Source organism: Couchioplanes caeruleus (assembly GCF_003751945.1).
In the GTDB taxonomy this organism is placed as follows: domain Bacteria; phylum Actinomycetota; class Actinomycetes; order Mycobacteriales; family Micromonosporaceae; genus Actinoplanes; species Actinoplanes caeruleus.
This window is the reverse complement of the sequence record NZ_RJKL01000001.1, coordinates 7,799,033-7,824,469: the sequence shown is the minus strand read 5'-3', so window position 1 is coordinate 7,824,469 and position 25,437 is coordinate 7,799,033. Positions and strand designations below refer to the sequence as shown.

Annotated in this window: 24 protein-coding genes; 10 read left to right on the top strand and 14 right to left on the bottom strand. The window is 71.8% G+C overall.

From position 1 onward, the window contains the following. Window positions 1–15: 15 nt before the first annotated feature. Complete coding sequence (locus EDD30_RS35275) at window positions 16–654, top strand: GNAT family N-acetyltransferase (RefSeq protein WP_071806397.1); 639 nt, start codon at window positions 16–18, stop codon at window positions 652–654. Window positions 655–1,119: 465 nt separating this feature from the next. On the opposite strand, the gene EDD30_RS35265 is transcribed toward EDD30_RS35275, so the two are convergent. Both EDD30_RS35265 and EDD30_RS35260 read right to left on the bottom strand, forming a co-directional pair. Beyond that, window positions 1,120–1,731 (bottom strand): hypothetical protein, encoded by a 612-nt coding sequence (locus EDD30_RS35265; RefSeq protein WP_071806389.1) that lies wholly within the window; start codon window positions 1,729–1,731, stop codon window positions 1,120–1,122. Between the two features lie 33 nt (window positions 1,732–1,764). Next, window positions 1,765–2,253, bottom strand: a complete 489-nt coding sequence (locus EDD30_RS35260; protein WP_071806388.1) for a hypothetical protein — start codon at window positions 2,251–2,253, stop codon at window positions 1,765–1,767. Between the two features lie 283 nt (window positions 2,254–2,536). On the opposite strand from EDD30_RS35260, the gene EDD30_RS35250 reads away from it, so the two are divergent. The 4 genes from EDD30_RS35250 (at window position 2,537) to EDD30_RS35235 (ending at window position 10,175) form a co-directional block, all read left to right on the top strand. Next, complete coding sequence (locus EDD30_RS35250) at window positions 2,537–3,442, top strand: hypothetical protein (RefSeq protein ID WP_071806387.1); 906 nt, start codon at window positions 2,537–2,539, stop codon at window positions 3,440–3,442. A gap of 1 nt (window position 3,443) precedes the next feature. After that, on the top strand, window positions 3,444–4,625 hold the full coding sequence (locus tag EDD30_RS35245; RefSeq protein WP_071806386.1) for a serine hydrolase domain-containing protein: 1,182 nt from the start codon (window positions 3,444–3,446) through the stop codon (window positions 4,623–4,625). A gap of 104 nt (window positions 4,626–4,729) precedes the next feature. Then, window positions 4,730–5,845 (top strand): alpha/beta fold hydrolase, encoded by a 1,116-nt coding sequence (locus EDD30_RS35240; RefSeq protein ID WP_071806385.1) that lies wholly within the window; start codon window positions 4,730–4,732, stop codon window positions 5,843–5,845. 169 nt (window positions 5,846–6,014) lie between these two features. Continuing rightward, window positions 6,015–10,175 (top strand): phosphorylase family protein, encoded by a 4,161-nt coding sequence (locus EDD30_RS35235; RefSeq protein WP_123678686.1) that lies wholly within the window; start codon window positions 6,015–6,017, stop codon window positions 10,173–10,175. On the opposite strand, the gene EDD30_RS35230 is transcribed toward EDD30_RS35235, so the two are convergent. From EDD30_RS35230 to EDD30_RS35195, 8 genes are all read right to left on the bottom strand, one after another. After that, complete coding sequence (locus EDD30_RS35230; RefSeq protein ID WP_071808151.1) at window positions 10,133–10,699, bottom strand: P1 family peptidase; 567 nt, start codon at window positions 10,697–10,699, stop codon at window positions 10,133–10,135. The genes EDD30_RS35235 and EDD30_RS35230 overlap by 43 nt on opposite strands. A gap of 37 nt (window positions 10,700–10,736) precedes the next feature. Beyond that, window positions 10,737–11,546: an SAM-dependent methyltransferase gene (locus EDD30_RS35225; RefSeq protein WP_071808150.1), complete on the bottom strand. Its 810-nt coding sequence runs from the start codon at window positions 11,544–11,546 to the stop codon at window positions 10,737–10,739. Between the two features lie 51 nt (window positions 11,547–11,597). Next, window positions 11,598–12,347 carry a hypothetical protein gene (locus tag EDD30_RS35220; protein WP_084557034.1) on the bottom strand — a complete coding sequence of 250 codons (750 nt, stop codon included), beginning with the start codon at window positions 12,345–12,347 and terminating at the stop codon, window positions 11,598–11,600. Window positions 12,348–12,512: 165 nt separating this feature from the next. Then, complete coding sequence (locus EDD30_RS35215) at window positions 12,513–13,217, bottom strand: class I SAM-dependent methyltransferase (protein WP_084557032.1); 705 nt, start codon at window positions 13,215–13,217, stop codon at window positions 12,513–12,515. 141 nt (window positions 13,218–13,358) lie between these two features. Then, window positions 13,359–13,817, bottom strand: coding sequence for a hypothetical protein (locus tag EDD30_RS35210; RefSeq protein ID WP_211277938.1), 459 nt, complete (start codon window positions 13,815–13,817; stop codon window positions 13,359–13,361). A 94-nt stretch (window positions 13,818–13,911) separates the two neighbouring features. After that, window positions 13,912–14,214, bottom strand: coding sequence for a DUF1905 domain-containing protein (locus EDD30_RS35205; RefSeq protein ID WP_071808148.1), 303 nt, complete (start codon window positions 14,212–14,214; stop codon window positions 13,912–13,914). A gap of 156 nt (window positions 14,215–14,370) precedes the next feature. Continuing rightward, complete coding sequence (locus tag EDD30_RS35200; RefSeq protein WP_071808147.1) at window positions 14,371–14,631, bottom strand: hypothetical protein; 261 nt, start codon at window positions 14,629–14,631, stop codon at window positions 14,371–14,373. A gap of 80 nt (window positions 14,632–14,711) precedes the next feature. Then, window positions 14,712–16,577 carry an AfsR/SARP family transcriptional regulator gene (locus EDD30_RS35195; protein WP_211353767.1) on the bottom strand — a complete coding sequence of 622 codons (1,866 nt, stop codon included), beginning with the start codon at window positions 16,575–16,577 and terminating at the stop codon, window positions 14,712–14,714. A gap of 692 nt (window positions 16,578–17,269) precedes the next feature. On the opposite strand from EDD30_RS35195, the gene EDD30_RS38565 reads away from it, so the two are divergent. The 5 genes from EDD30_RS38565 to EDD30_RS35175 all read left to right on the top strand — a co-directional run bounded on the left by EDD30_RS38565 (window position 17,270) and on the right by EDD30_RS35175 (window position 20,788). Further along, window positions 17,270–17,449, top strand: coding sequence for a hypothetical protein (locus EDD30_RS38565; RefSeq protein ID WP_143162518.1), 180 nt, complete (start codon window positions 17,270–17,272; stop codon window positions 17,447–17,449). A 295-nt stretch (window positions 17,450–17,744) separates the two neighbouring features. Continuing rightward, a complete protein-coding gene (locus tag EDD30_RS35190) occupies window positions 17,745–18,029 on the top strand; it encodes a DUF6059 family protein (protein WP_071802734.1) in 285 nt (94 codons plus the stop codon). Between the two features lie 95 nt (window positions 18,030–18,124). Next, entirely contained in the window at window positions 18,125–18,823 is a 699-nt protein-coding gene (locus EDD30_RS35185; RefSeq protein ID WP_071802733.1) for an N-acyl homoserine lactonase family protein, read from the top strand. A 106-nt stretch (window positions 18,824–18,929) separates the two neighbouring features. Next, window positions 18,930–20,126, top strand: coding sequence for a sensor histidine kinase (locus tag EDD30_RS35180; protein ID WP_071802732.1), 1,197 nt, complete (start codon window positions 18,930–18,932; stop codon window positions 20,124–20,126). Then, on the top strand, window positions 20,123–20,788 hold the full coding sequence (locus EDD30_RS35175; protein WP_071802731.1) for a response regulator: 666 nt from the start codon (window positions 20,123–20,125) through the stop codon (window positions 20,786–20,788). Before EDD30_RS35180 ends, EDD30_RS35175 begins: the two co-directional genes overlap by 4 nt. A gap of 27 nt (window positions 20,789–20,815) precedes the next feature. Here EDD30_RS35175 and EDD30_RS35170 read toward each other — a convergent pair whose 3' ends face one another. The 4 genes from EDD30_RS35170 to EDD30_RS35155 all read right to left on the bottom strand — a co-directional run bounded on the left by EDD30_RS35170 (window position 20,816) and on the right by EDD30_RS35155 (window position 25,419). Beyond that, window positions 20,816–22,012, bottom strand: coding sequence for a M24 family metallopeptidase (locus EDD30_RS35170; RefSeq protein WP_071802730.1), 1,197 nt, complete (start codon window positions 22,010–22,012; stop codon window positions 20,816–20,818). 25 nt (window positions 22,013–22,037) lie between these two features. Next, on the bottom strand, window positions 22,038–23,087 hold the full coding sequence (locus tag EDD30_RS35165; RefSeq protein ID WP_071802729.1) for a PLP-dependent cysteine synthase family protein: 1,050 nt from the start codon (window positions 23,085–23,087) through the stop codon (window positions 22,038–22,040). Between the two features lie 29 nt (window positions 23,088–23,116). After that, on the bottom strand, window positions 23,117–24,952 hold the full coding sequence (gene asnB / locus EDD30_RS35160; protein ID WP_071802728.1) for an asparagine synthase (glutamine-hydrolyzing): 1,836 nt from the start codon (window positions 24,950–24,952) through the stop codon (window positions 23,117–23,119). A gap of 86 nt (window positions 24,953–25,038) precedes the next feature. After that, on the bottom strand, window positions 25,039–25,419 hold the full coding sequence (locus EDD30_RS35155) for a SchA/CurD-like domain-containing protein (protein ID WP_071802727.1): 381 nt from the start codon (window positions 25,417–25,419) through the stop codon (window positions 25,039–25,041). Between the last annotated feature and the right edge of the window lie 18 nt (window positions 25,420–25,437).

Below are 25,437 nucleotides of genomic sequence, written 5' to 3'. Positions count from 1 at the left end.
GCGATAATAGTCGCCATGACCCATTCGGCATGGCCACTGTTCCACCTGCGCATCCGGTGCGGCCCGGCCGAACTCCGGTCGGTCAAGGAGAGCGACCTACCACTGCTCGCGTCGATCCAGCCCGACGACTACGAACACAATCCACGCGCGGAGATGCTGCCCGGCCTGGACCTCGCACAGAATCGCGACCGTCTCGTTTATCAGGACTACTGGCGTGCCATGGGCACGTGGTCCCCCTCGTCGTGGACGCTGCAACTAGCAGTCGAGCACAGCGGCGCCATCGTGGGAGTGCAGTCCTTGGAAGCCGAGGACTTCCCCACGCTACGCACAGTTGACTCCGGCTCCTGGCTCATCGCCTCCGCGCGCGGGCGAGGCGTGGGAGTTGCCATGCGGAAAGCAGTGTTGGGACTGGCGTTCGACCATCTGGAAGCCGTCGCCGCGATCAGCTCAGCGCGTCGCGACAACGCCGCATCACTCGGCGTTTCACGCAGTATCGGCTACACAGACAACGGACTCAGCCTCAATGACTCGGGTAGCGGCGTCGTCGAACTGCAGCACATGAGACTGACGAACCAGCAATGGCGCGCTGCAGGCCACAGCAGCGAGGTGATCGTGAACGGACTTACCCCATGCCTGCCCTGGTTCGGCCGGTAAGTAGTTGCCTGTGGCGCGTCCTCTTCTGCCGCCGAGAACGCGCGCTCGGTCTCGACTTCTAGCCGCACCGAGCCCACCGCCCGTCACTCGTCACCCAGCGCAGTCACTTTCGGTCACATGGCGAGCCGGTCTGCGTGGAGACCGGCCCGTCCCCGGCGACTCGGCCACCTGGGGCGCCGAACACGCGGTCACGGTCACCGACACCCGCCTCTACGGCCAAGCGCAAGCCCAGGCGTGGGACCGGCTGCACCCGCGGCTGACCCACTGCGCCGCGTGGGTCAACCACGGGGGTTTCGGAACGTGTACCCAAACCCAGCAGCTCCGGCCCTGGACGCCCATCGGGCTCCCGCTCCCGCCACGCCCCCCACGACGTGGGACTCATCCTGGTCACCGGCCACGCACACCAGCGACCGGCCCACCACAAGAAAAGGCACCAAGCCCCGCCGGACTGGTCAGACGTCAAGCTCAGTCCCGGCCGGCGGGCTGGCCGCTGCGCCGGCGTGCCTCGGTGACGTCGGCCATCAGGCTGTCCCAGGCCGGGTCGGGGCGGAACGGCCCCAGCGGCAGCCGGCCGCCGACCCGGGCCCAGCAGTACTCCCACCAGGCCGCCACCCGCACCGGCCACAGGCCGACCCGGACCGCCCCGGCCAGGAAGCAGCGGTGCGCGAGCAGGGTAGCGGCGAGCATGTCGTCGTCGAACTCGGCGCCCTCGATGTCGACGGCGCGCCCGAGGGCCCGTACGTCGCGGTGCATCTCCGAGTAGGCGATCAGGTCCGGCACGGCCGGCACCCGTACCTCGGCGCCGGGCACCAGCATGTCTGCGGCGTACGCCGGCATGAAGACCACGTCGTCGACGGTGACGATCAGCGGAAGCTCCTCGTGGCCGCGCCGGATGCCGAGCTGGACGCCCGGGTCGCCGGTGGGCACGACGACCTGCTCGAAGCCGAGCACGTCGCGGACCGCCACGCGGACCGAGTCCCCGATCGCCGGCACGTGGACCGTCACTACGCCGGCATCGGCCGACACCTCCGTGCCCGGCACCTCGCCGAGCAGACCCACGAGCGCTTCACTGTGCATGCGCCCGGTTATACCCGATGGCCGCGACCCGGCTCAGAACTGCTCGAACTTGCTCTCCAGATCCGGGACGGCCACCTCGCCGCGGTGAGTCACCACGGGGGTCATGCTGGGCGTCTTGTTCTCGTTGTAGACCCCGCCGCGCTGGTAGCTGTCGTTCGTCCAGGTCTGGCGGCCCGCCGGCTCCACCGTACCGGACATGATCGGCCGCCCGGGCGACGATCCGGTGACGAAGAAGTCCATCATCTGCCCGAGCTGGGCGGTCTGGGCGGACATCTCCTCCGCGGTGGCGGCCAGCTCCTCGCTCGACGAGGCAGTCTGCTCGGTGACCTTGCCGATCTGGGTCATCGCGACGTTGATCTGGCGTACCCCGGTGGACTGTTCCCCGCTGGCCGCGGCGATCTCCTGGACCGGGTCGGAGGTGCGGATGATGCTGGGGATGATGGTCTCGAGCAGGCCTCCGGCGCGCTCGGCGGTCTGCCTGGTCGTGGATTCGCTGCTCGGCGAGCTGCAAACCGTGATCAAACCGCTGGGCGTGCTGTTCAGCAGGCTCTAGTGCATCAGCGGGTCGACGATCCTCGGCAGTGGCGAGATTGCGCTGATCCTCGACGTCGGCCCGCTGGTCACCGACCATTCGGAACGGGAACATATCCGGCAGGCCCAGCCGGCGGCGTGACCATTTCGGTGCGTTGTAGATCGGCTACCCAAAGTCATATTTTTCGATATTGACAAGTGTACGAGGCCTAGCCTCCGAGTACTACGCACCCGCGCACTTGTCCCGGCCGGGAATCGGACAAAGAATCGCGGTATGACGCTCGGCAAGAAGGATCTGCCTTTCCCGTATAACCAGGACTTTTCCGGCATCGTCACGCGTGTCAAGGGAGTCCGGGAGGCGACCCGCGCCGCGCTGGTCAACTCGCCGAAGGTGGCGTCGTACCTGAAGGCCGGCGCCAATCTTGTCGAGCAGAACCTCGGCGCCTGCGCGGAGCCGCCGGCCGCCGACGGCCGCAAGCAGTACTGGTCGGGCCTGCGGTTTCTCACCGAACGCGCATTGTCGCGCGAGATGGAGAATCTCGAACCGCCGTTCCTGCGCCAGAAGGGCGACGGGCCCTATCGCGCCACCTGGGCCACCCACGACGACTACCTCAACGACCTGCTGACCTTCCTTTTCCACGCCATGAATTACGACCCGCAGTACAACGCGGAGGTCGAGACCCGGGGTTGGCTGGACGACGAGGAGAGCTTCGTCGACGCCATCGACCGGGCCACCTTCCACGAACTGCAGGCGATCTGCCGGATGCCGCTGTTCCGGCTGCAACTGATCATGGTCGCCACCGCCGACCGCAACGACGGCATCCACGAGGCGATCTCCAACAACTACGCCGGTGCCCTCGAGCCGTGGAAGAAGATCTACGAGTCCACGTTCGCCTCCCGCGGCTTCCAGTTGCGCCCCGGGGTGACCCTCGACCAGCTCGCGTACATGCTGGCCGCGGTCACCGAGGGCTTCGCCCTGCACCACCTGGGCGATCCCGGCGCCGGCATCGTCGGCGACGACCCCGACGACAACCTGGTCGGCATGGCCGTCCTCGCCATCCTCGCCGGCTATCTCGAACCGGTCGCTGAACCCACCGGCTCGACGCTTCGTGAACAGTTCCGAAGCGTCTCGAACCGAGCGCGTCCCGCCGACCGCACCATCGAGCACCGCGGGGAATGACATGACGAGCACGACGCAGCAACCGGCCGTCCAGGCCGGCGACCCTCCCTCGTGGTGGGACCGCCGGAGCGACCTGGTCATGCGCCGCCCGTTCAACGAGTTCACCTTCACCCACATGAACTGGCTGATGCCGACCGAACGGGTCGCCCGCGGCCCGGCCGTCCGGCCACTGATCGCCGCGCCCGAGCCCCTCGACCTCACCTACCGCTTCGACGACCGCGACCTGAGTCTCGCCGATCTGCACCGGCGCACCTTCACCACGGCGTTCGTCGTGCTGCACCGCGGCGCGATCGTGCACGAGTGCTATCCGGGGATGTTCGCCGGGCCGCACACCCGGATGCAACTCTTCTCCCTGTCCAAGTCGGTCACCTCCGTCCTCATCGGCATCGCGCTGGCCGAGGGCGCGATCGGCAGCGTCAAGGACCAGGTCACCGACTACCGCCGCGACTTCGCGGGCACGGCCTACGACGGCACCACCCTGGCCGACCTGCTGGACATGACCAGCGGCGTCGGCGACCTGGAAACCTGGGACGGGACGGACAGCGCCATCCGGCGCTTCGAGCGGGCCGTGCTCAGCGGCGGCGACGTCGCGGCCATCATCCGCTCGGTGCCGCGGACCGGCCCGATCGGGGAGCGCTTCAACTACTCCACCTTCGACGCCCAGGTGCTGGGCTGGGTGTTGGAGGCGGCCACCGGACGGTCGCTGGCGGCGTACGCGTCCGAGCGTCTGTGGTCGCGCATCGGCGCCGAGCGCGACGCGTACTACGGGCTGACCCGCTCCCACCCACGGACCGCCATCGGCGCGGGCGCCTTCAACGCCACCGCTCGCGACCTCGCCCGGGTCGGCCGGCTCATGGCCGACGACGGCGTCGCCGGCGGCCACCGGCTACTGAGCGCCGAGTGGGTACGCCGCAGCCGCGGCACCGACCTGCCCCACCTCGCGGTCGGCGCGCTCGGCGCCAGCGGCTACGACCACTACGGGTACGCCAACCAGTGGTGGACCCTCGGCGAGAGCTGCTTCCACGCCTTCACCGGCCTCGGCGTCCACGGCCAGTACCTCTTCGTCGACCCCGCCGCCGACGTCGTCATCGTCAAGTGCAGCGCCTGGGCATGCGAGGACGACGAGGCCCGCGACCGCGAGACCATCACCGCGCTGCGCCGGATCGCCGACCACTTCGCCTGACCCCCGCCGGAAATCCCCTCGCCCCCACCGCACTGTGCCCCCGCCGCGCCGTGCCCGCACCATCCCGTGCCCGCACCGCCCCACGCCCGCGAGAGGAAGAACCCATGAGAACAGCGCTCCGGCGACGACTCGCCGTCCTCGCCGCCGCCGTCCTCGCCGCGGCCGGCGTCCTCGTCGGCACCGGCGGCCCCGCGCACGCCCTGATCTCCCCCGGCACCGTACTCTCCGCCACCACCGCGACCCTGCCGGGCGAGCTGAGCCCGCTGGCCACCGGCAAACGCATCCAGTACGTCACCACCACCGTCGCCGGGCTCACCACCATCGCCACCGGCCTGATCCTCACGCCGAAGAGCGGCAAGAAGAACCGGACGGTCGCGTGGAGCCACGGCACGACCGGCCTCGCCGACAGATGCGCGCCGTCGGCCAGCCAGGCCGTGTTCTGGCCCGAGGCCCGCGCGGCGATCGCCGGGCTGCTCAGGAAGGGCTGGACGGTCGCCGCCCCGGACTACCCCGGCCTGGGCACCCCGGAGGCACACCCGTACCTGGTGGGCAACAGCGAGGGCCGCGCCGTCATCGACAGCGTCAAGGCGGCCCGCCACCTCGACGGCGCGCTGTCCACCCAGTACGCCGTCGACGGCCACTCCCAGGGCGGCCAGGGCGCACTGTTCGCCGGGCAGCTCGCACCCACCTACGACGGCGCGCTGGTGCTCAAGGGCGTGGCCACCATCGCACCGGTGTCGAACCTCGACCAGATCGCCCCGTACATCCCCGGCACGCCCGGCCAGGGCTACCTGGTGATGGCGCTCTACGGCATCAACGCGGTCGAGCCGACCTTCAACCCGGCCACCTACCTGGCACCGCCGGCCCGGCAGCTCACGTCGGTGCTGCAGACCGGCTGCCTCGAGGAGATCCTCGCCGCGTACGCACCCCTCACCCCGGAACAGTTGGTTCCCGGCGGCGTGGTGTCCCCGGCCGTGCTGACCCGGCTCGCCCGGTACGGCAACCCGGCCACCGTGGCTCCGAGCGCGCCGATCCTCATCGTGCAGGGCACCGACGACGACGCGGTCCCGTACGACATCACGGCCGGTTCCCTGCTCGCCCAGCTGTCGGATTACGGCCAGCCGGTCGAGTTCGTACCGCTGCCCGGCGAGACTCACGACGGCGCCGTCCTCGCCTCGGTGGAGACCGTCGCCACCTGGATAGCCACCCGCTTCACCTGAGACGTCCCGATCCGCCCCCTCGGGACGACGGCACCCCACGCGACCACCCCCGCGTGGGGTGCCGTCCCGGACGGACGTTCGCCCGATCGAGTTCGCCGTCCGTGCGTGGCGGCGACCGTCCTGCGAGGATGACCATCGCATCGACGAGCGCGGACGGCGGTGATACGACGTGGTGGAGCGTGGACCGGCCGCACGGGTGGTCGTCATCGTCACCGCCCTGGAGGAGGAGGCGAGCGCCGTCGTCGGGCACCTCGACGGCGTACGGTGGCAGCGCCACCCCACCGGCCAGCGGGTTCGCGTCGGGTCGTTCGGCGGCGCCGTCCTCGAATGGCAGGTGATCGTCACGGAGGTGGGGCGGGGCAACGAGCAAGCCGCCATCGCCACCGAGCGAGCCGTCGAGCAGTTCCAGGCCCAGGTGGCCCTCATTGTGGGCGTCGCCGGTGGACTCAAGGACGTCCGGGTCGGCGACGTGGTGGTCGCCACCGATGTCTTCGGCTACGAGTACGGCCGCGACGAGGACCTGGAGTTCCGCCCGCGCAGCAAGGTCGCCTCGGCGTCCTTCCCCCTGGTGGAGCTCGCCCGCCAGGTGCGGGCCGACCGGACCTGGTGGCGGCGCCTGCCGCGGGAGCTGACGGCCGGCCTCGCCGGGCCACCGGACGTCCGGGTCCTGATCGAGCCGGTCGCCTCCGGCGGCAAGGTCATCGCCGGCTCCGGCGCCCCGTCCGCGGCACTGATCCGCCGGCACTACTCCCAGGCCGTGGCCGTCAACCAGGAGGACCTCGGCGTGGTCCTGGTCGGACTGACCCGGCCCGACCTGCGGGTCGCCATGGTGCGCGGCATCTCCGACCTGCTCGACGGCAAGGCCGCGGCCGACGCCGGCGGAAGCCAACGGATGGCGGCGGAACGCGCCGCCGCCTTCGCGTTCGAGCTGCTCCACCTCGCCGAGCCGGAGGACGTGTCCTCGGGCGACGCCGCCGAGAGCTGGACCGCGGCCGGGCGACGGCGGTTCGAGGCGAGCCTGACCTTCCCGCTGGTACGGGCGCTGCTGGCCGTGCGCAGCCCCGGTTCCTCCGCGATCGCCACCGCCCTCAACTGGGACCAGCTCCTCGTGGCCCACGCGGACCGCGGCGCCCGGCGACGCGCCCGGCATTTCCTCGTCGAGGTGGGCGAGACGGTGATCGCCTACGTGGTGGAGAACCAGCGGCACCTCATCCAGGCCATGCCTCCGGCGCTGCTCGCGAGCGTGGTCGACGGCCTGGCCGGGACGTTGCACCGCGCCGCGCTGACGGCGCTCGGCATCGGCCACCGCGCCGGCGTCCGCGCCGATGCCCTGGCGGTCCACTTCGCCGAGGCGGGTGCCGCCTGGTCGGACCTCGACGAGGGGCCGGCGTACCCGCTGCGCACCCTCGCCGCCGAGCTGGGGGCATACGGCAGCGAAGCGCTGCTCGCGCTCCCTCAGCTCACGATGGAGAACCTGCCGCGGCTGTGGGACGAGGTGCCCCGGCCCGGCGCGGTCCTCGGCGCGGCCCTCGGCCGGTTCCCCGGCCACGGCCGGCCCGGGCGCAGTCCGGCGGACGCCTACACCACCGACTACCTGCGCAACGTCGCGCAGGCGCTCGACGAGATCTCGATGTTCGGCATCGACCTGGCGCCCGAGGTGCGGCGCTACTCGCTCACCACCGGATACGTCTCGTTGCGCGCCCGCGACGGCGCCCCGGGCGACGGCCGGTCCGCGGCGGTCGGGGCCCCGCCCGGCGGCACACCCGTCGAGGTGGCGCTCGCCTCGGCCAACCGGATCCTGCTCACCGGCGAGGCGGGATTCGGCAAGACGACCCTGCTGCAGTGGATCGCGGTGTCGCTGGCTCGCAACAGCATGCCGCCGCCGTTGCAGAAGTGGCACGGCCGGGTCCCGTTCCTCATCCGGCTGCGCGCGTACCGCGAGGTGGCGCTGCCGACGGTGGACGAACTGGCCGCCGAGATCGCCGGGCAGGCGCGGCAGCCGCCGTCGTGGTGCCGCGCCCGGCTCGGCTCCGGCGCCGTCGCCGTGCTCGTCGACGGCCTGGACGAGATGCCCGCCGAGAAGCGCCCCGAGGTACGCCGCTGGCTGGCGGACCTGATCGCGCAGAGCGGGACGTCGGCGGTCTTCGTGGTGGCGTCCCGCCCGATCGCGCTGCGGGACGAGGCGTACCACCTCGCCGGCCTGGAGTTCCACCGCGTCGAGGTCGCCCCGATGGGGGACGCCGAGATGTCCCGGCTGGTGACCGACTGGCACACGGCCACCGCCGAGCGGCTGCCTCCGGCCGAGCGGAGCGCCCACGTCGCCCGAGGCGAGCTGCTGTTCCGGACGCTGACGAACTCCTGGCAGTTGCGGGATCTGGCCAGCAGTCCGCTGCTCTGCGCGGTGCTCTGCGCCCTCAACTACGCCAGCCCGGGCGGGCTGCCGCACCGCCGGGTCGACGTCTACGAGCGGGCGCTGGCGATGATGCTCGGGCGGCGCGACCGTGACCGGGGCGTCGCGCCGCTGCTGACCGACGACGAACAGTGGACGCTGTTGCAGTACATCGCCCAGCGCTTTCTCCACGCGGGCCTGTCGGAGGCGTCCCGGCAGAGCACCGAGCGGATGATCGCCACCGTCGCGCGCTCCCTGCCGAACCTGGCCGGCGATCCCGCGTCCATCCTGGTCGAGCTGCTCGAACGCTCGGGCGTCATCCGGGCTCCCGCCGCGGACACGATCGACTTCGTTCACCGCTCGTTCCTGGAGTACCTGGCCGCCCGGTCGCTGCTGGACGAGGGCCGGATCGAGGACCTTCTCACCCACGTGTGGTCGGTGGACTGGGCGGATGTCATCACCCTCGCGGTCGGCAGCGCGCGCAGCAGCGACGCGCTGCGGCTCATGCGCGGCATCCTGGACCAGGTGGACCGGGAACCGCCCGGCAGCGCCCGCCACCGGCAGGGACGCGACCTGCTCGCCCGGTGCGTCAGCGCCTCCACCCGCGTCGACATCGACGTGCACGAAAAGGTCATGGACCTGCTCGCCGCCCTGATCCCCCCGGCCGACCGGGCCGAGGCCGACGCCGTCGTGGCGCTGGGTCAGGCGGCCCTTCCCCTGCTCAACCGGCACTTGAGTGCGGCGGGAACCTATCCGGCAACGTTCATCGACATCATCGCGAGGATCGGGGGCGACCGTGCCATGGGCATGCTGCGAGAGCACGCCGCGAGGTGCACCGCCGAATCCCATGACGCACTCAGCGACGCCTGGAGTCACTTCGACCCGGCCCGGTACGCCACTCAGGTCCTCGCCGCGATCCCGCAGCAGACAGTGTGGTTCCCCCTCTTCGACGTCAGCAGGCTTCCCTTCACGCCGCTGCTGCCCGAGCGCTTCGAGGTCGACGTCTTCGTCGCCGTGCCGGGCCACACCTTCCCCGCCCTGGCCGCCGGCGCCCGGATCCAGACGATCGAGTTGGTGGCTCGCGATGCCATGGCGATGGACTGGCTGGTGCAGATCCGAGGCCTCACCGAGGCGACGTTCCACCGCCTGAACAGACTCGAGCTGGACCCGAGGACCGGCCGGAACGAGGACTTGCGCGGCCTGATGCTGGTCGACTGCTTCACCGGCGAGGCCTTCCTGGACTGCCGCTCGCTGCTCTGCTTTCCTGCCCTCGAGGAGCTGATCGTCCAGGGACCGGCCCGGATCAGGAACCTGCACTTCCTCGGCCGCCTGCCCGCGCTGCGCGTGCTCCTCATGGACGACGCGTCGGCGGTCGAGATCGGAACGTCCGTGATCGAGAGCGCCAGCCTCAGGGACGTCGCGCTACCACGCCTTCCGGCGCAGGATCTCACGCTGGTGAGCGGCTGCGACAACCTCGCGCTGCTCGACGTCCGGGAGTCCGCGATCACGTCGATGGACGGTGCGGCCGACCTCCCGGAGCTCTATCACCTCCGGGCGACGGACTGCACCTCCCTGGAGGATCTGACCGCCATCGCGGACCTGGGCACGCTGACCGAGCTGGACCTGCGCGGCTGCGGCGCGCTGCCGATCGAGGCACGCGCCCACCTGTACGGCTGGCTGCCCGGCCTCGACCTGGACGAGCGCCTGTCGCTCGCCCCCGACGACGACGTCCTCGGGCTGCGCCCGGCCACCATGGACGACATCGCCGAGGCGGCCGGCGACGCCGTGGACGGCGACATGCGCGATGCACTGTTCGAGGTGTTCGTTCCCGTCGAGGATCAGGACGTGTCTCCGGTGAAACCCCGCGACGGCTGGATAGTGGGCAGTCTGGAGCAGATTCACCTCCCTTCCGAGGAATCGCCGGACGACGAGGACGACTGAGCCGCCGCGTCCCGGATCGCCGCCGCGACCGTCTCGGCCGCCGCCGCCCGTACCAGCTCGAGGTCGAAGCCCTGCGTGACCTCGCCGGTCGCGAGGGCGACCACCGCGTCGCCGTCGAAGTGCGAGTGCGCGGGGTGCAGCGCCCTCGCGAAGCCGGCATGGCCGCTCTGGGCGAGCAGGTAACAGTCGTTCTTGGACAGCCGGGCGTCGGTCAGCACGACCGCCACGGTGGTGTTGGCGAGCCCGACCGGCGCCGCCGTCGCCTCCGGGGCCGTGGCGGCGGCGAAGGCCGGCGAGCCGTCGGCGGCCGAGAGCCCGAACGCGGAACCGTCCGACAGCACCACGGCGTCGACCCGGTCGACCAGGCGGGTCGGCTCGAGCAGCGCGAACTCCCGCGTCGCCGGCGCGCCCCCGCGCACCTCGCCGGAGGCCACCGTGCCCGGCGGCGGGAGGATCACGGTCACCCCGGTGCCGGCACCGGTCCAGTGTCCCGCGTACGCCGACAGCAACTGCGGCCCTGTCATGTCCCGATCACGGGGTGGGGACCCTGTCATGCCCCGATCATGCCGCGGGCTTGCGCGCCACCGCGCCGTACTCGTCGACCTCGCGCAGTTCCTCCGCGGTCGCGCCCGGGGCGGGCCGCCAGCGCGAGCACGGCACCAGGCCCGGCTCGACGACCTCCAGCCCGGCGAGGAAGAGAGAGAGCTGCTCCGGCGTCCGCAGGTGGTACGACAACGGCGCGTTGGCGTTCCACACCGCGATGGCCTCCTCGAAGGCCGGGCCGTCGATCACGTTGGTCCCGTCCGCGGTGACCAGGTAACTGCCCGGCGCGAGGCCCGCGAGCAGCCGCCGGACGATCGCGACCGCCTCGTCGAGGTCGGCCACGTGGCCCAGGATGTTCATGAGGATCAGGCCGACCGGCTGATCGAGGTCGAGGGTGGTCCGACCGGCGAGGTCGAGGACCTCTTCCGGCTCCCGCAGGTCGGCGTCGACGTATTCGGTCGCGCCCTGCGGGGTGCCGGTGAGCAGAGCCCGGGCGTACGCGAGCACCATCGGATCGTTGTCGACGTAGACGATCCGGGCGTCGGGCGCCGCCGCCTGCGCCACCTGGTGGGTGTTGTCGACGGTCGGCAGTCCCGTACCGATGTCGAGCAGCTGCCGGATGCCCCGATCGGCGACCAGGTGGGTCACCGCCCGGGTGAGGAAGGCGCGCGAGCTGCGCGCGACCGCCTCGATGTCCGGGTAGAAGCCGGCGAACTCGTCGCCGACCTGCCGGTCGACCTCGAAGTTGTCCTTGCCGCCGAGCCAGTAGTTCCACACCCGCGCGGAATGGGGCACGGTCTCGTCGATCGGCGTCCGCTCGCTGGCCACGCGCCCACCCTAGGCCATGTCCACGGTCGTCGATACCTGTCGAGGGCGGATTTACTCCTCACGGGACGCGTGCGCGCCACGCCGTCGCGAGGCCTCCTGCTGCTTGGCGGCCTCGTCCTCCGGCCGCCCGGCGTCCTCGCCCGCTTCCTCGGCCGCGTCGCGCGGCTCGGCGTCCGCCAGCGCCACCGCCTCGGCCTCCGCCTCGACCTCCGGCTCGCCGTCCGGCAGCTCGCCGGTCACCTGCGGCTGATCCATCCAGAGGGCGCGGAGCTGGCCCTGCATGAAGGCCGTGAGGCGGGCGCGGTACTCCCGGTCGAAGCGCTCCAGGGCCTCGATCTGCTCCTGCAGGGCCTCGCGCCGGGCGCCGAGGCTGCCCACGACGTCGTCGTAGCGCTGCTGGGCGGCCAGCCGGAGTTGGTCGGCGCCGGCCTGCGCGTCGGCGGTGATGCGTCCGGCCTCGCTGCGGGCCTCGAGAATCACCTTCGCGGCGTTGCGCTGGGCCTCCTCGGCGCGCATCTGCGCCTCGCGGGCGGTCTGCTCCGCAGAGGCGCGCGCGTCGAACAGCACCTGCTCGGCCTCGCGACGCACGGCGTGGGCGTGCATCCCGGCCTCACGGCCGATCTCCTCGGCGGCCGCCAGCGCATCCGTGCGGATCTTGTCCGCGTGCTGCTGGGCCTTGGCGAGGTGCTCCTCGGCGGTGCGTTGCGCCATGGTGAGCACCTGCAGCGCCTGGTTGCCGGTGGCCGGCGGGATCAGCGCCTGCTCAGAGGTGGCAGCTTGCGGGGAAGTCCCGTTGAACATCACTTTCCACGTTCCTTCGTCCGATGGTCCGCCCGAGAACGGCGGGATGCTACCAACGGGAACGGGAGGCCCGCGAGGATCACTGAGTCATGATGTGATGACCGTAAGTAATGATCCACCGATTCACATTGGTTCGGTTGAATGTGAATGGCGCACCGGTTTCGCTCAGCTCCCCGCGGAGCGCCGGGGGTCCGGAGGCGCGCCGCGGCGGACGCGGAACACCGCCGTCTGCGAATTCTGATGATCCTCGGCGGGGCCCAGGGCCGGCTGCTCATACACGGCCACGCGCTCGAGCAGCCCGCTGCCCGAGTGCCCGCGGCCCGGGTCCCCCGCCAGCACGAGCGCACCGCGAGCCGCCTGCCGGGCCAGGAAGTCGAGGACCCGCGCGGCCAGGGCCGGCTCGTACAGCCCGTCGCCGGCGAGGACGACCTCCGCGTCCTCCCCGGCGCCGTCGAGCAGGTCGTGGGACAGGCATGTCATGGCTACGCCGTTGGCCCGGGCGTTCGCCTCGATGGCCACGGCCGCGTACGGGTCGATGTCGTTGGCCAGCACAGACGCGGCACCGGCGTGCGCCGCCGCGATCGCGACGAGGCCGGAGCCGGAGGCGATGTCGAGGACCCGGCGCCCGGCGACGAGGGCGGGATGGTCCAGCACGTAGCGCGCCAACGCCTGACCCCCGGGCCAGGCGGATGCCCAGAACGGGGCCTGCAGCCGGCGCCCCGCGGCCGCCTCCAGCCGGGCCCACAGCAGGGTGGGGTCCTCGGCCAGATAGAGCCGGACCTCGGGCACGAAGGCGACGGGACGCAGATGCAGCGCGTCGACGGCGGGAGGCCCGCTTGTGTCGGTGCCGTCGGTCAGCCAGGGCGTCAACGAGTCGGGTGGCAACTGAGATTGCGCGCGAATATCGATGTCATATCACCGCGAGAAATCTAGCACGGCGGCGAAATGGGAACCGCCACCGAATCGCCGGCGGAATTTCCGGCGGCGGATCAGCGGTACACGGTTCGACGATCAACCGCCGGACGATCCGCTGCAGGCGGCGAGGATGAAACCGCCGCAGAGGCACAGCAGCATGACCAGCGTGACGATGGCCAGCACGATCGTGGCCACCATGCCCGGGTACTTCTGCGGGGGCGGGCCCAGCGCTCCCCCGATGAACACGATCATGGGCGCGCGGTAATCCAGCTCCACGGTCTGCCCCGGATGCACCGTGACGCCCAGGTCCGCGGCGCCGATGCAGGTCGGAAGCAGGTACGGCACGTGCACGTGCACGTGGTGCTGGCCGGGCGCGAGCGGCACGACGATGCGGCCCCAGGCGTTGCCGACCCGGTGGCCGTCGACCTCCACCACGGGCTTGAAGAGCGCGAGCAGGAAGGCGAGCGGGTGATGCCGGAGGGTCAGCGCGAGGGCACCGCCGCCGGAAGGCGGGTAGGCGGGTTGCTGCGGACCCCACGGTGGCTGCTGGTACACGACGTTCCCTCCCGCGGCGATCCGGCCGGCGCAGGATACTGCCTCGGCCGGCGGGACCGGCATCCGGGGCATCACCCGGAGTAGCCACGCCGGATCAGACGTCCAGGACTTCCACGCTCAGCGACGCCACGTCGCCCGCCTCGAGGTGCTCGGCGCGGCGGACGTCGCGCTTGACCGGCAGCACGTAGGCCCCGCGCCCCTTGTCCGGAAAGATCGACGTCGTCCACGTGGTGGCGCCGACCGTCGCCCGGACCCGCAGCGAGCCGAAGCCGCGCCGCCGGCCGGCGGTCAGCTCGCGCAGGACCTCGGACTCCTCGGTGGGCAGGCTGACGAAGGTCCAGGCGTCGGCGCGCCGAGCGTCCCACAGCCACAGCTCGGCCTCGAAGGTCACGATCACCGCCGAAGCATGCCACGAAAGGCGCCGCTGCGAATTCCACGGGGGAAGAACTCGCAACGGCGTACGGCCAATTTATCCGACGGAGACCGTTCTCGTCCAATCGCGAGTGTCCTCCCGTCCTGCCGCGACCGGCGTGGGCCGGGCGCGGGCCGCGACTCAGGGGTGCAGGACGGACAGGACCCGCGCCACGGCGCCGACGCTGTCGCCGTGCGACGTGCGGACGTGGTCCACCCAGGCGCCGAGGTCGAAGCCCGGATAGCCGGCTCGGAACCGGTCGGCGAGCTCGGCCAGGTCGCGCGCGTCGAGATTCAGGTCCGCGGTGAGCAGCGAGTAGGGCCGCACGTTGCCCGCAGCCAGCGCGGGCTTGACGGCCACCAGCTCGTCCACCACCACTCGCATCTGCTCGTCCTCACCCATCTCCGGAGTGTGCGCCCGGTGGGTGGAGACCAGCTCGGGGCCGGCTCGACCCGGTCCCGAACCCCGGTGCCGCCGAGGCGTCAGGCGAGCGCGGCCTCGCAGCGGGTGAGAAGGGACTGCGGGGTTCCGTCGTCGCCGAGCTGGCTCACGGCGGCCGCGTACGGGCGGGGCACCCGGTAGACGAAGCCGTCCGGGATCGCGGTCGGCTCCACCTCCACCAGGCCGAAGGTGGCGAGCTCCTCGGCCAGCTCCTCCGCCCGGTGCTCCTCGACGGCCAGCGCGCCCGCGAGCGCACCCAGCGGCGCCGGGTCCTCCATCCGGGCCAGGCCGCAGAAGGCCGCCCGCAGCTCCTCGCCGAGCAGCCGTAACGTCCGGCGCAGGCTGCGGTGCACGCCCTCCGGGGTCGCGGGCCGGCCGCCGCGGTCCTCGCCGGAGCGGGCCCGCCGGACCTGGCGGGCGATCGGCCAGTGCGGCTTCAGCTCGAGGTGCGCCGCCGCCTCACGCAACGCCATCGGCAGGCCCTCGCAGAGCTCCACGAGGTCGTGCGCCGCCGCCATCTGCCGGTTGACCCGCTCCTCGCCGAGGATGTGGGCGAGCAGCCGGTACGCGTCGGCGCACGCCAGCGGTCCGAGGTGGACGGTCACCGCGACGGCGGGATCGGAGAAGCGGCGCCGGGCGGCGATGAGGGTGCCGCAGGACAGCCCGGTGGGCAGCAGCGCACCGATCTGCTCGGCGCCGGCCACGTCGTCCAGCACGACGAGCACCCGGCGGCCGGCCGACCACCTGCGGAAAAGGCTGGACCGCTCGTCGAGCGGCCCGGGGATCGCGGCGGCCGCGTACCCGGCGGCGCGCAGGAAGCTGCCGAGGACGTCGGCCGGCTCGAGCGGCCGCCCCTCGTCATCGATCATCCGGGCGTACAGCAGGCCGTCGGGATAGCGGCCCCGCAGCTTGTGGGCGACGTGGACGCAGAGGGCGGTCTTGCCCGACCCCGGCGGGCCGGCGACCACCACCACGGGCGCCGCGCCGCGGTCCGCGGCGGCGAGCGGTGCCGACACCTCGGTCACCTGCTGGCGCCGGCCGACGAGCCTGGCCACATCCGGCGGGAGCTGATCCGGCGGCTCGGCGGCACCGCGCACCGTGGTGCCGGCCCGGCAGGCGGGGAAGTCCTCGTCGATGGCAGGGTCGGCGACGAGCACCGCCTGGTGGACCCGCTGCAGCTCCGGCATCGGCTCCAGGCCCAGCTCGTCGGCCAGCACCTCGCGGGCCTGCTGATAGACGCGCAGGGCGTCGAGGCGGCGCCCGGCGCGGTAGAGCGCGAGCATCAGCCGGCTCTGCAGGCTCTCGTCGGTGGGCTGCTGGGCCACCATCGCGGTCAGCTCGCCGATCAGCTCGTGGTGCCGGCGCAGCGCCAGGTCGGCGTCGATGCGCTGCAGAGTGAGCCCGCGCCGCTGCTCCTCCAGCCAGACCGTGGCCGCCCGCAGCAGCGGGCCGGTCGCGACCTCGGCCAGCGCCGGGCCGCGCCACAGGCGCAGGGCCGCCCGCAGGGTGTCCACCGCCGGCTCCAGCGAGCCGGCGTCCAGCTCGGCGCGGGCGCGGTCGGCGAGGCGTACGAAACTCGTCGCGTCCACCGCGTCGGAGGCCAGCATGAGCACGTAGCCGGTGGGCGAGGTGGAGAGCGCGGGCGCGTCGCCGCCCGACCGTGCGGCACGCGTGCCGGAGCCGAGCCGGTAGAGCTTGCGCAACTGGTAGACGTAGGTCTGCAGGGTGGTCGTGGCGCTCGACGGCGGCCGCTCGCCCCAGAGCTCCTCGATGAGCTGCTCCGAGCTGACCACCCGGTCGACGTTGATGGCGAGTAGGGACAGGACCTGGCGCAGCTTGGGAGCGGTGGGTACGACCTCGCGGCCCTCGAGCTCCACATGGAACGGACCGAGCAGGCTCACCCGCACGTCGGCCGCCGTCCCCGGCTCGGCGGGCCCGGCCGCCCGGCCGGCCGCCCGATGGCGAGCTCGACATCCACTTGACACACCAACACCGTTCATCCCCCCGTTGTCGGCACTTCGCGTTTCACCAAAGCGATGATTGCGCCCGCAAATATCGAGGCGGGGTCGCACCATGGCCAATATAGGCTTCCGGAGAGCCGACTGACAGCCCTGAAGCCCGGAGTCGAGAAATCGACAGCACGGCGCGCGGGCTGCCGCCCGGGCAGGGGCCGGCGCTGCATCCAGCAGGCAGGATGCAGTGATCGTCTTCGCTCATACAAAAACTCCGGTCTATTTGCGACCGTCCTGTGCCGGGGTGAAAAAGAATTGTCCACACCCTGAACGAAGCGCGCGCCAACGGCTCATGAATGGCGACCTGAATGGCGAGGCGAGGATCGCGTCAATGACGCCGCCGCGGTTGCGGACACGGCGGCCGCGGACAAAGGCGCAGCCCGGAGCCCTGTACCACAGTTTCTCCGTAGGCGAAAGCGCATCCGGATGATCGATGACGCGGCATACATCCGTGGTCGTACACACCGAACCAGAGTGATGACGTTGTGTACATCTGTAGACGGTTGTGCGGGCACCGGTACGGCAATAGGTTTCGACCGGGGCCCGTCCGGGGCGAATGCCGAAAACGGTGGAAGGCGGGTTGTGCCATGGCAAGGACAGTCGCGGCCGCGGTGCTGGGCATCGTCGCCGGCGTGATCGTGAGCCTGATCGTCTTCGGCGACGACGGGCCGGGCTTCGAGATCAGGCACGTGATCATGGCGCTGGTGGGTCTCGTCGTCGCGGTCGTGGCGCAGCGCGTGCTGCAGACGCGCGGCCCCCGCCGCTGACCCTCCCCTGCGCTCCTTCCTCTCGACTCTCGCCGGCCGGCGTCACCGCGGCGCCGGCCGTCTCTGCGCGAGCGGCGAGTCCGCCGGCTCATGGCCGGTCGACCTCGCCTCGACGGGACTTCGAGCGACCCCGCCCACCATCGGGTACGTCCCCGGACGCCGCCTCCGGCGCCGGTTCCCCGGCCCACCCCGGCCGACCACCGCCGGCGGTGGCCCACCGGCCCCGGCCGGACGGCCCAGCGGCGACGCCGATCAGATCGATCCGGCGGCCGGGACCGGAGAGGGGTGCCGAACGATGGATGCGACAGAGCCACTGCGGCGATGCGGACGCCTGGCCGTCGCCGTGCTCCGGTGGGCGTGGCGGGGCTTCGGGATGTACGGCATGGCCGTCACCGGAGTGCAGCCGTCCTCCGTGGACCGGGCCCGACGGCCCCCCGCGCCCGAACGGCCGCCCGCGGACACGCCCACCGACCGGCCGCAGCAGCCGCTCGCCGGCCCGCCTCCGGGCCACCCGGAGAGGCTGCTCCCCGGCGTGCCCCTGGACCCGATCGAGATCGGCCTCTGGCGGCAACTGCACTGAGGCGTCGAGCCCGGATGGACTCCCCCTCCAGCGGCGGTCCGCACGATGTCCCCGTCGCCGGCGCTCGGGGCGCCCGCACGGACGGAGGCCACCGGATGAAACTGTTCCTGCTCGAGCTCGGCATGATCCGCTACTACAAGGACCGCCCGGTGTGCGGCTACCTCATCCGGTGCGACGACGGCACCGACGTGCTCGTGGACACCGGGCCCCACCGTGACGCCACCCCGGACTCGCCGATCATTGCGCGCACCGACCCCGGCCTGCTGGAGCAACTCGCCGCGGTCGGCGTCCGGCCCGACGACGTCGACATCGTGGTCTGTTCCCACCTCGATCCCGACCACGCCGGCAACCACGACCTGTTTCCGGGCGCCGAGTTCGTCGTGCAGCAGAGCCACCTCGAGCTGGCCCGTTCCGGCACCGAAGCGCGGCTCGAGGCCACCCGGGCACAGTGGGACCTGCCGCACCTCAAGTACCGCACCGTCGACGGCGACACCACGCTGCTGCCCGGTATCGAGCTCATCGAGTCGGGCGGCCACATCACCGGCCACCAGTCGGTGCTCGTGCGGCTGCCGCGGACCGGCGCGGTGCTGCTGGCCGTGGACGCGATCACGCAGGAAGCCGCGATGGACCCGGACAACCGGCCGATGACGCGCTTCGACCTCGACGCCGACGCCGCCCGGGCCAGCACCCGCAAGCTCGTCGACCTCGCCCGGCGGGAGAACGCCATGGTCGTGCGCAACCACGACCCGAAGCAGTGGCCGACGCTGACCCAGTGGCCGGCCTGCTACGAGTGACCGAACGGTGACGGCGGGCACCCGCCGGAAAGCCGATGTGCCTACAGTGGTCGCCATGTGGCCGGCATCATCGCGACAACCCGCTCAAAGCCCCGGTACCCGATGGGTGAAGTGGCGTGCAGCGTCCCTACCGGCCCTCATCCTGATCTTCGACGTGGTCGTCGTCGAGACCAGCGGTGACCGCGGCGGCCGCCCGCTGATGCCGCTGGGCTGGACGCTCATGGTGCTCAGCGCGGTCGCGCTGTACTGGCGTCAGCGGTACCCGGTGGCAGTGCTGATGGTGACGAGCGTGACCGGGCTGCTCTACTACCCTCTGAGCTTCCCCGACTCGCCGATCGCGCTAGCGTTCGTCATCGCCCTCTACACGGTCGCCCGGGACCGCGGGCGCTGGCTGTCGATCAGTGCGGCGCTGTTCCTGGCGATCGCCTTCCCGGTGCTGACCTCACTCAATCTGGACGGTTACGGGCGGCAGCGGTCGGTGCAGACCCAGGTGCAGACGGCGGTCGGCGTGGCCGCCATCCTGATGCTGGCCATCGTCCTGGGCGAGGTCGCCCGCAGCCGGGTGCGGCACGTGGCCCAGGCGGAGCAGCGGGCCGCCCTGGCCGAGGCGACGCGGGAGAGCGAGGCGTTGCGGCGCGCCATGGAGGAGCGCCTGCGGATCGCCCGGGACCTGCACGACGTGGTCGCCCACCAGATCTCGCTGATCAACGTGCAGGCGAACGCGGCCCTGCACACCCGTTCCCCGGACGGGGCGTTCGAGGCGCTGGAAGCGATCCGTACGGCCAGCAAGGAGGCCCTGCGCGAGGTGCGGGCGGTGCTCGGCGTGCTGCGCCAGGCCGACGGCGCCGATCCCGTACGGCCCAGCCCGTCGCTGGCCCGGCTGCCCGAGCTGATCACCCGTACCGAGGCCGCCGGCCTGCCGGTACGATCCCACGTGGACGTACCGGCCACGCCGCTGCCCACCTCCGTCGAGCTGGCCGCCTACCGGATCGTGCAGGAGGCGCTGACCAACGCCGTACGGCACGCGGCGGCGAGCACCGCGGGCGTGGACATCCGGTGCACCGGCGGAGACGTCGTGGTCACCGTCGAGGACGACGGCACCAAACCGGTCGATCCGCAGGCCGTGCGCGACGGCAACGGCCTGCTCGGCATGGCGGAACGGGCCGCCGCGGTGGGCGGCAAGCTGACGGCCGGCCCCCGGCCCGACGGTGGTTTCCGGGTCGAGGCCCGGCTGCCCGTCACTTCCCCCTCGGAAAGATCACGACCTCCCACAGCATCGAACGAAGAGAACGGAACTCGATGATCTCCCTTGTCCTGGCCGACGACCAGACGCTCGTCCGGGCGGGCTTCCGCTCGATCCTCGCCGGCGAGCCCGACCTGCGCGTGGCCGGCGAGGCCGCCGACGGCGACGAGGCGGTCCGGCTGGCCCGCGAGCTGCGTCCCGACGTCATGCTGATGGACATCCGCATGCCGGGACTCGACGGCCTCGCCGCCACCCGGCAGATCTGCGCGGACAAAAGCCTCGACGGCGTGAAGGTGGTCATTCTGACCACCTTCGAGTCCGACGAGTACGTCTACGGCGCGATCCGCGCGGGAGCCAGCGGTTTCCTGCTCAAGGACACCGAGCCGGTCGAGCTGATCCGCTGCGTGCGGGTGGTGGCCCGGGGCGACGCCCTGCTCGCGCCGTCGGTCACCCGGCGGCTGATCGCCGAGGTCGCGGCGCGCCTGACCCCGCCGCCGCCCGCGCCCGAGCTGGCCACGCTGACCGCGCGCGAGGCCGAGATCATGGACCTGGTGGCCCAGGGACTGTCGAACGAGGAGATCGCCGGCCGGCTGGTGATCAGCCACGCGACGACCAAGACGCACGTCAGCCGGATCCTCACCAAGTTGGGCCTGCGCGACCGGGCCCAGCTTGTGGTGTGGGCGTACGAGTCCGGCCGGGCGCTGCCCGGCTGGCTGCCCTGACAGCCGGGCGGCGCCCGCGGCGGCGGGTCAGCCGAGAACGCCGAGCCCGCGGTCCAGCGTGGTGAGGAGCCGGTTGCCCTCGGGCTCCACGACGAACGGGTCCTCCACGTGCACCGCGCCGAAGCCGAACTCGTAGTACGGCGTCTCGATGTTGACCACGGTGCCGATCTCGATCACGTCCTCGCTGTTCGGCGTGATCAGGACGGGTTCGTAGATCTCCACGCCGATGCCGTGCCCGACGTGGTGGCGGCGGTAGTGCGCGATGCCGGCCCGGCGGACGCCGTCGACGGTGATGTCGAACAGCTCCTTGCCCCGCAGCCCCGGCCGCGCCTCGGCGATCCCGCGCTCCTCGCCGGCGAGCACAGCGTCGTAGTAGCGGGCCAGCTTGGCGTCGGGCTCGCCGAGGGCGAACGTCCGCGCCAGGTCCGACCAGTAGCCGTTCAGCACGCATCCGACGTCGAACCAGATGCCGTCGCCGCGGCGCAGCGGCACGTCGGTCGGCCGTTGCTGGCCGCCGACGGCCGAGCGGCCGAACTTGATGAGCGTGAACTTGGGCCGGGCGCCGTGGCGGACGACCTCGAGCTCGAACTCGCGGACGAGCTCGCGTTCGGTGGCACCGGGCCGGGCGGCCGCGACGGCCGCCCGGATGCCCGCCTCGGCAGCCGCGGCCGAGGCGGTGATCCGCTCCACCTCGGCCGGCGTCTTGACCTTGCGGACCCAGCGCAGGTCCTCGGCGGCGGGCACCACCCGCGTCCCGGGCAGCGCATCGCCCAGGGCGTCGAGGAAGCCGAACGGTGCTCCCTTCTCGTCGATCCCGACCGTGCCGCCCGCCACCCCGGCCTCGCGCAGCACGTTCGCCAGCGCGTCCAGCGCCGTCGCCGGCGTCGGCCCGAGGACCGACACGTCGTAGAGGCGCTGTTCGCCGGGGGTCAGCACGGCGTCGTCGGCCAGCTCCCGGTGGAACGTGCCGAAGCCGACCGCGCCGGCCAGCGGCACGGCTGCGTCGAGGAACTGGTCGACGTCGCACCGTGAGGTGAGGAAGTACGGCGTCGCGAGCCGGTCGCGGACGACCACGGCCAGGCAGCGGCCGCCGTGCGGGTGGGTCTGCGCGGGCTGGCTCGCCACCCCGGTCAGGTAGTAGACGTTCTCGAACGTGGTGGCGACGAACGCGTCGAGGCCGGCCTCGTCCATCCGGCGCGCGAGCCGGTCGAGGTGTGCCAGCATGAGATCCTCCTTGGCGGGAGCCGGCTCAGGTCAGGGCCAGCAGGTCGGCGACGGCGACCGAGGGGTGGCTGGGATCGCGGGCCGCCGCCAGCAACCCGTCGAGGTCGCCGAGCCCGGCCGCGGCGATCCGGCCGGCGAGGCCCTTGGCCTGCAACCAGCCATCGTCGAACGACTCGCCGAGGTAGTTGACCGCGCCGTCCGCCGCCACGACGACGATCCGGGAGCCGGGGTGGTGCTGCGCGTGGTGCAGCGCGGCGAAGATCGCCGCGCCCGCCGACTCACCCACCATCAGTCCTTCGGTACGGGCGAGCAGCCGGCTCGTCGCGATCCCCTCGGAGTCGTCGACCAGGTGCACCCGGTCGACGAGCGACATCTCCAGGTTGCCGGGGCGCCAGGCGAGTCCGAGCCCGCGCATGACGTACCCGTGGAACCGATGGCCGAACGCCGCCGAACCCACCGCGTCCACCGCGACCGTGGTGACCTCGGGCAGCTTCTCCTTGACCGTGCGGGCCAGGCCGCTGATGTGTCCGCCCGTGCTCGCCGTGGCCATCAGCACGTCGAACTGCGGCACGTCGTCGAGCAGTTCGCGGGCGGTGTTCTCGGCGTGGGCCCGGGGGTTGTCGGGATTGTGCATCTGGTTGGGCCAGAAGGCACCGGGGATGGAGGCGACGAGCTGCTCCACCCGCTCGCGACGCGGGCGCTGGTATCCGCCGTTCTCGTCGGGCTGCCGGACCACCTCGACCTCGGCGCCGAGCGCGGCGACGAACTTCAGCATGGACTCCGGCGCCTTCGGGTCGACCACGATGATGACGCGGTAGCCGCTGACCGCCCCGATCAGCGCGAGCGCCTTGCCCATGTTGCCCGAGGACGACTCGACGATCGTGCCACCGGGGCGGAGCCGGCCGTCGCGCTCCGCCGCGGTGATCATCTGCAGGGCCGGCCGGTCCTTGATGCTGCCGGCCGGGTTGAAGGACTCGAGCTTGATGAGAATCTCGGAGCCGTACGAGCGGTCGAGGCACCGCAGCCGCACGACCGGGGTACGCCCGATCGTCTCGAGGACGTTGTCGAAGATCATGAATCTCCCTCCCAGGGGACCGGCGGACCTCAGAGCGCGAGCCGCACCCGGTAGTGGTCGAGCCATAGGTTGAGCTGGATGGCGAGCTCGACGTCCGCCCGGGCCATCCGGTCCTTGGCGAGCCGCGGCAGGTCCCCGGCGAGGTCGGCGGCGCGGTCGAGGTCGATGATCTCGCGGACCGGAGCCTTGGGATCCGCGACGATGGCCGCGATCTCGCGTTGCAGGCCGGCCGGGTAGTCGGGGTTGTTGCTGACCGGCGAGGCGCTGCGGTGCCGTTGCAGGACCGAGGACGGCAGCAGGTCGGCGACCGCCTGACGCAGGACCGCCTTCTCGATGTCGCCGGTGTTGTGCATGGCGTTCGGGATGTTGTACGCGTACTGCACCAGCCGGTGGTAGTTGATCGGCGAGCGCAACTGCAGCCCGGCGGCGGCGTACGAGCCGGCGTCGATGCTGAACCGCGTGTTCATCAGGTACGCGATCGTGCGCATCTTCCGCTGCCAGTCGTCCTCTCCCGGCAGGAACTCGACCTCGCCGACGGCGGTCGCGTACTCGTCGGCGTAGTAGGTGGGCAGGTCGAGCGCGGCGAGCGTGTCCGCGTTGAGCAGGCCGGTGCCGAAGCCGTGCCGGGAGCCGTACTTCTGGGCCAGCGCGATCCACGGGAACGTGCCCGACTCGACCAGGTCCCGGTGGGTGTACCAGGTGGCGCCCTGGAAGTACTTGTCGCCGCCGTAGCCGGCGAAGACCACCTTGCAGCCCTGCTCGGCGGCGCGGTGCACGGTCAGGTACTGCGCCGTGTCCATGTCGTACTGCCGGGTCGGGAAGTCCTTGGAACGCAGCATGCCGAGCCGCACGACGGGGTCGAGGATGTCGTTGGTCTCCAGCTCGACCAGGGTGTGCTTGGCGCCGATCCGCTCGGCGACCTGCTGGGCGAAGGGCGTGTCGTTGGTGCTGCGCATGACGTCCGCCTGGAACTCGCTGCGGGCGAAGTCGATGGTGAACGTCTGCAGCGGGCCGGTGCCGCGCCGGCGCAGCTCCTCCGCGGCCAGGGCGGCCACCGAGGACGAGTCGATGCCGCCGGAGAGCATGACGAGCATCCGCGACGGGTCGTCCCCCATGTTCTGCCGCACGCTGGTGGCGAGCATGTCGCGCACGGTGGCCACGGTGGTCTCGTAGTCGTCGGTGTGCGGCTCGGTGGTGAACTTCCAGTACCGTTCGCGGCGCCAGCCCGAACGGTCGTAGCGCGCGATCTCGGCGCCACCCACCCGGCCGAAGCCGCCGAAGATGCCGCCGTGCGGCAGCGCCTGGGAGATGGCCTCGCGCAGGCCCGCGGCGTCCACCCGGGGGTGCACCTCGGGATGCGCGAGCAGGGCCTTGCGCTCGGAGCCGAACACCAGGCCGGTGGGGGTCTCGACGTAGTAGAGGGGCTGGCCGCCGAGGTGGTCGCGGACCAGCACCAGCTCGTCGGTGCGCCCGTCCCAGATCGCGATCGCGAAGGTGCCGGTCAGCTCCGGCACGAAGGTCGTGCCCCAGCGCAGGTACGCCCGCACGAACAGCTCGGCCGTGCCGGCGGTGTCGATCCCGGTGCCCTCCACCGGGCGCAGCTTGGCCCGCAGGGTGTCCAGGCCGGTGGGCCATCCGGAGACCACACCGGCGACGGCCCGGTCGCCGAGGTTGACGACGAAGGGCTGTGCCTCGGTGGGTTCGTCGATGGCGAGCGTGCGATAGCCGAGCGCGGCGTGCCGGGACACCCACACCGCCTCGGCGTCCGGGCCGCGCTGCGCGAGCGTGGCGGTCATGGTGATGACCGTCGGCTTCTGCCGCTCCAGGTCGCGCGCGAAGTCGATCCAGCCTACGAGTCCTGACATGGGCGTTACCTCTCCTCGATGCGTACGAGTGCCACCGTCGCCGGTGGCACTCGAATCCGGATACAGGGCGGTTCGAGACCGCCGTTTCAGGCGCGCGCCGGCAGGGTGTCGACGGAAAGCTGCGAGATGCAGCGCATGGTGGCGTTGCGGAAGTACGCACCGAAGCCCTCGGCGGTGACGGTCTCGCGCTGCTCGGCGAGGAACGGCGCGAGCTTGTCCTCGATGTCGTGCACGCCCTTCTGCGCGGCCATCGTGCGGGCGATGTGCGCGAAGTCGCCCTCGTAGTGGATGACCCGCACCATCACCGTGTCCTTGATGAACACGGCGGTGCCGAGCAGCTTGCCGACGGCGGCGCCGTCCTGGTCGCGGACGGCGGGCGAGCTGACCCGCTGGAAGTTGGCGAAGATCTCGGCGATCTCCTCCTCGTGCCCGGGCTTGACGTTGTAGGTGATTGCGGCGTACGGCATGGTTCCTCCTGTGTGGGT

Coding starts and splice junctions, on each gene's coding strand:
- EDD30_RS35275 (WP_071806397.1), top strand. CDS start 16: ATGACCCATTCGGCATGGCCACTGTTCCACCTGCGCATCCGGTGCGGC.
- EDD30_RS35265 (WP_071806389.1), bottom strand. CDS start 1,731: ATGCACAGTGAAGCGCTCGTGGGTCTGCTCGGCGAGGTGCCGGGCACG.
- EDD30_RS35250 (WP_071806387.1), top strand. CDS start 2,537: ATGACGCTCGGCAAGAAGGATCTGCCTTTCCCGTATAACCAGGACTTT.
- EDD30_RS35245 (WP_071806386.1), top strand. CDS start 3,444: ATGACGAGCACGACGCAGCAACCGGCCGTCCAGGCCGGCGACCCTCCC.
- EDD30_RS35240 (WP_071806385.1), top strand. CDS start 4,730: ATGAGAACAGCGCTCCGGCGACGACTCGCCGTCCTCGCCGCCGCCGTC.
- EDD30_RS35230 (WP_071808151.1), bottom strand. CDS start 10,699: ATGACAGGGCCGCAGTTGCTGTCGGCGTACGCGGGACACTGGACCGGT.
- EDD30_RS35220 (WP_084557034.1), bottom strand. CDS start 12,347: ATGTTCAACGGGACTTCCCCGCAAGCTGCCACCTCTGAGCAGGCGCTG.
- EDD30_RS35200 (WP_071808147.1), bottom strand. CDS start 14,631: ATGGGTGAGGACGAGCAGATGCGAGTGGTGGTGGACGAGCTGGTGGCC.
- EDD30_RS38565 (WP_143162518.1), top strand. CDS start 17,270: ATGGCAAGGACAGTCGCGGCCGCGGTGCTGGGCATCGTCGCCGGCGTG.
- EDD30_RS35190 (WP_071802734.1), top strand. CDS start 17,745: ATGGATGCGACAGAGCCACTGCGGCGATGCGGACGCCTGGCCGTCGCC.
- EDD30_RS35185 (WP_071802733.1), top strand. CDS start 18,125: ATGAAACTGTTCCTGCTCGAGCTCGGCATGATCCGCTACTACAAGGAC.
- EDD30_RS35175 (WP_071802731.1), top strand. CDS start 20,123: ATGATCTCCCTTGTCCTGGCCGACGACCAGACGCTCGTCCGGGCGGGC.
- EDD30_RS35170 (WP_071802730.1), bottom strand. CDS start 22,012: ATGCTGGCACACCTCGACCGGCTCGCGCGCCGGATGGACGAGGCCGGC.
- EDD30_RS35165 (WP_071802729.1), bottom strand. CDS start 23,087: ATGATCTTCGACAACGTCCTCGAGACGATCGGGCGTACCCCGGTCGTG.
- asnB (WP_071802728.1), bottom strand. CDS start 24,952: ATGTCAGGACTCGTAGGCTGGATCGACTTCGCGCGCGACCTGGAGCGG.
- EDD30_RS35155 (WP_071802727.1), bottom strand. CDS start 25,419: ATGCCGTACGCCGCAATCACCTACAACGTCAAGCCCGGGCACGAGGAG.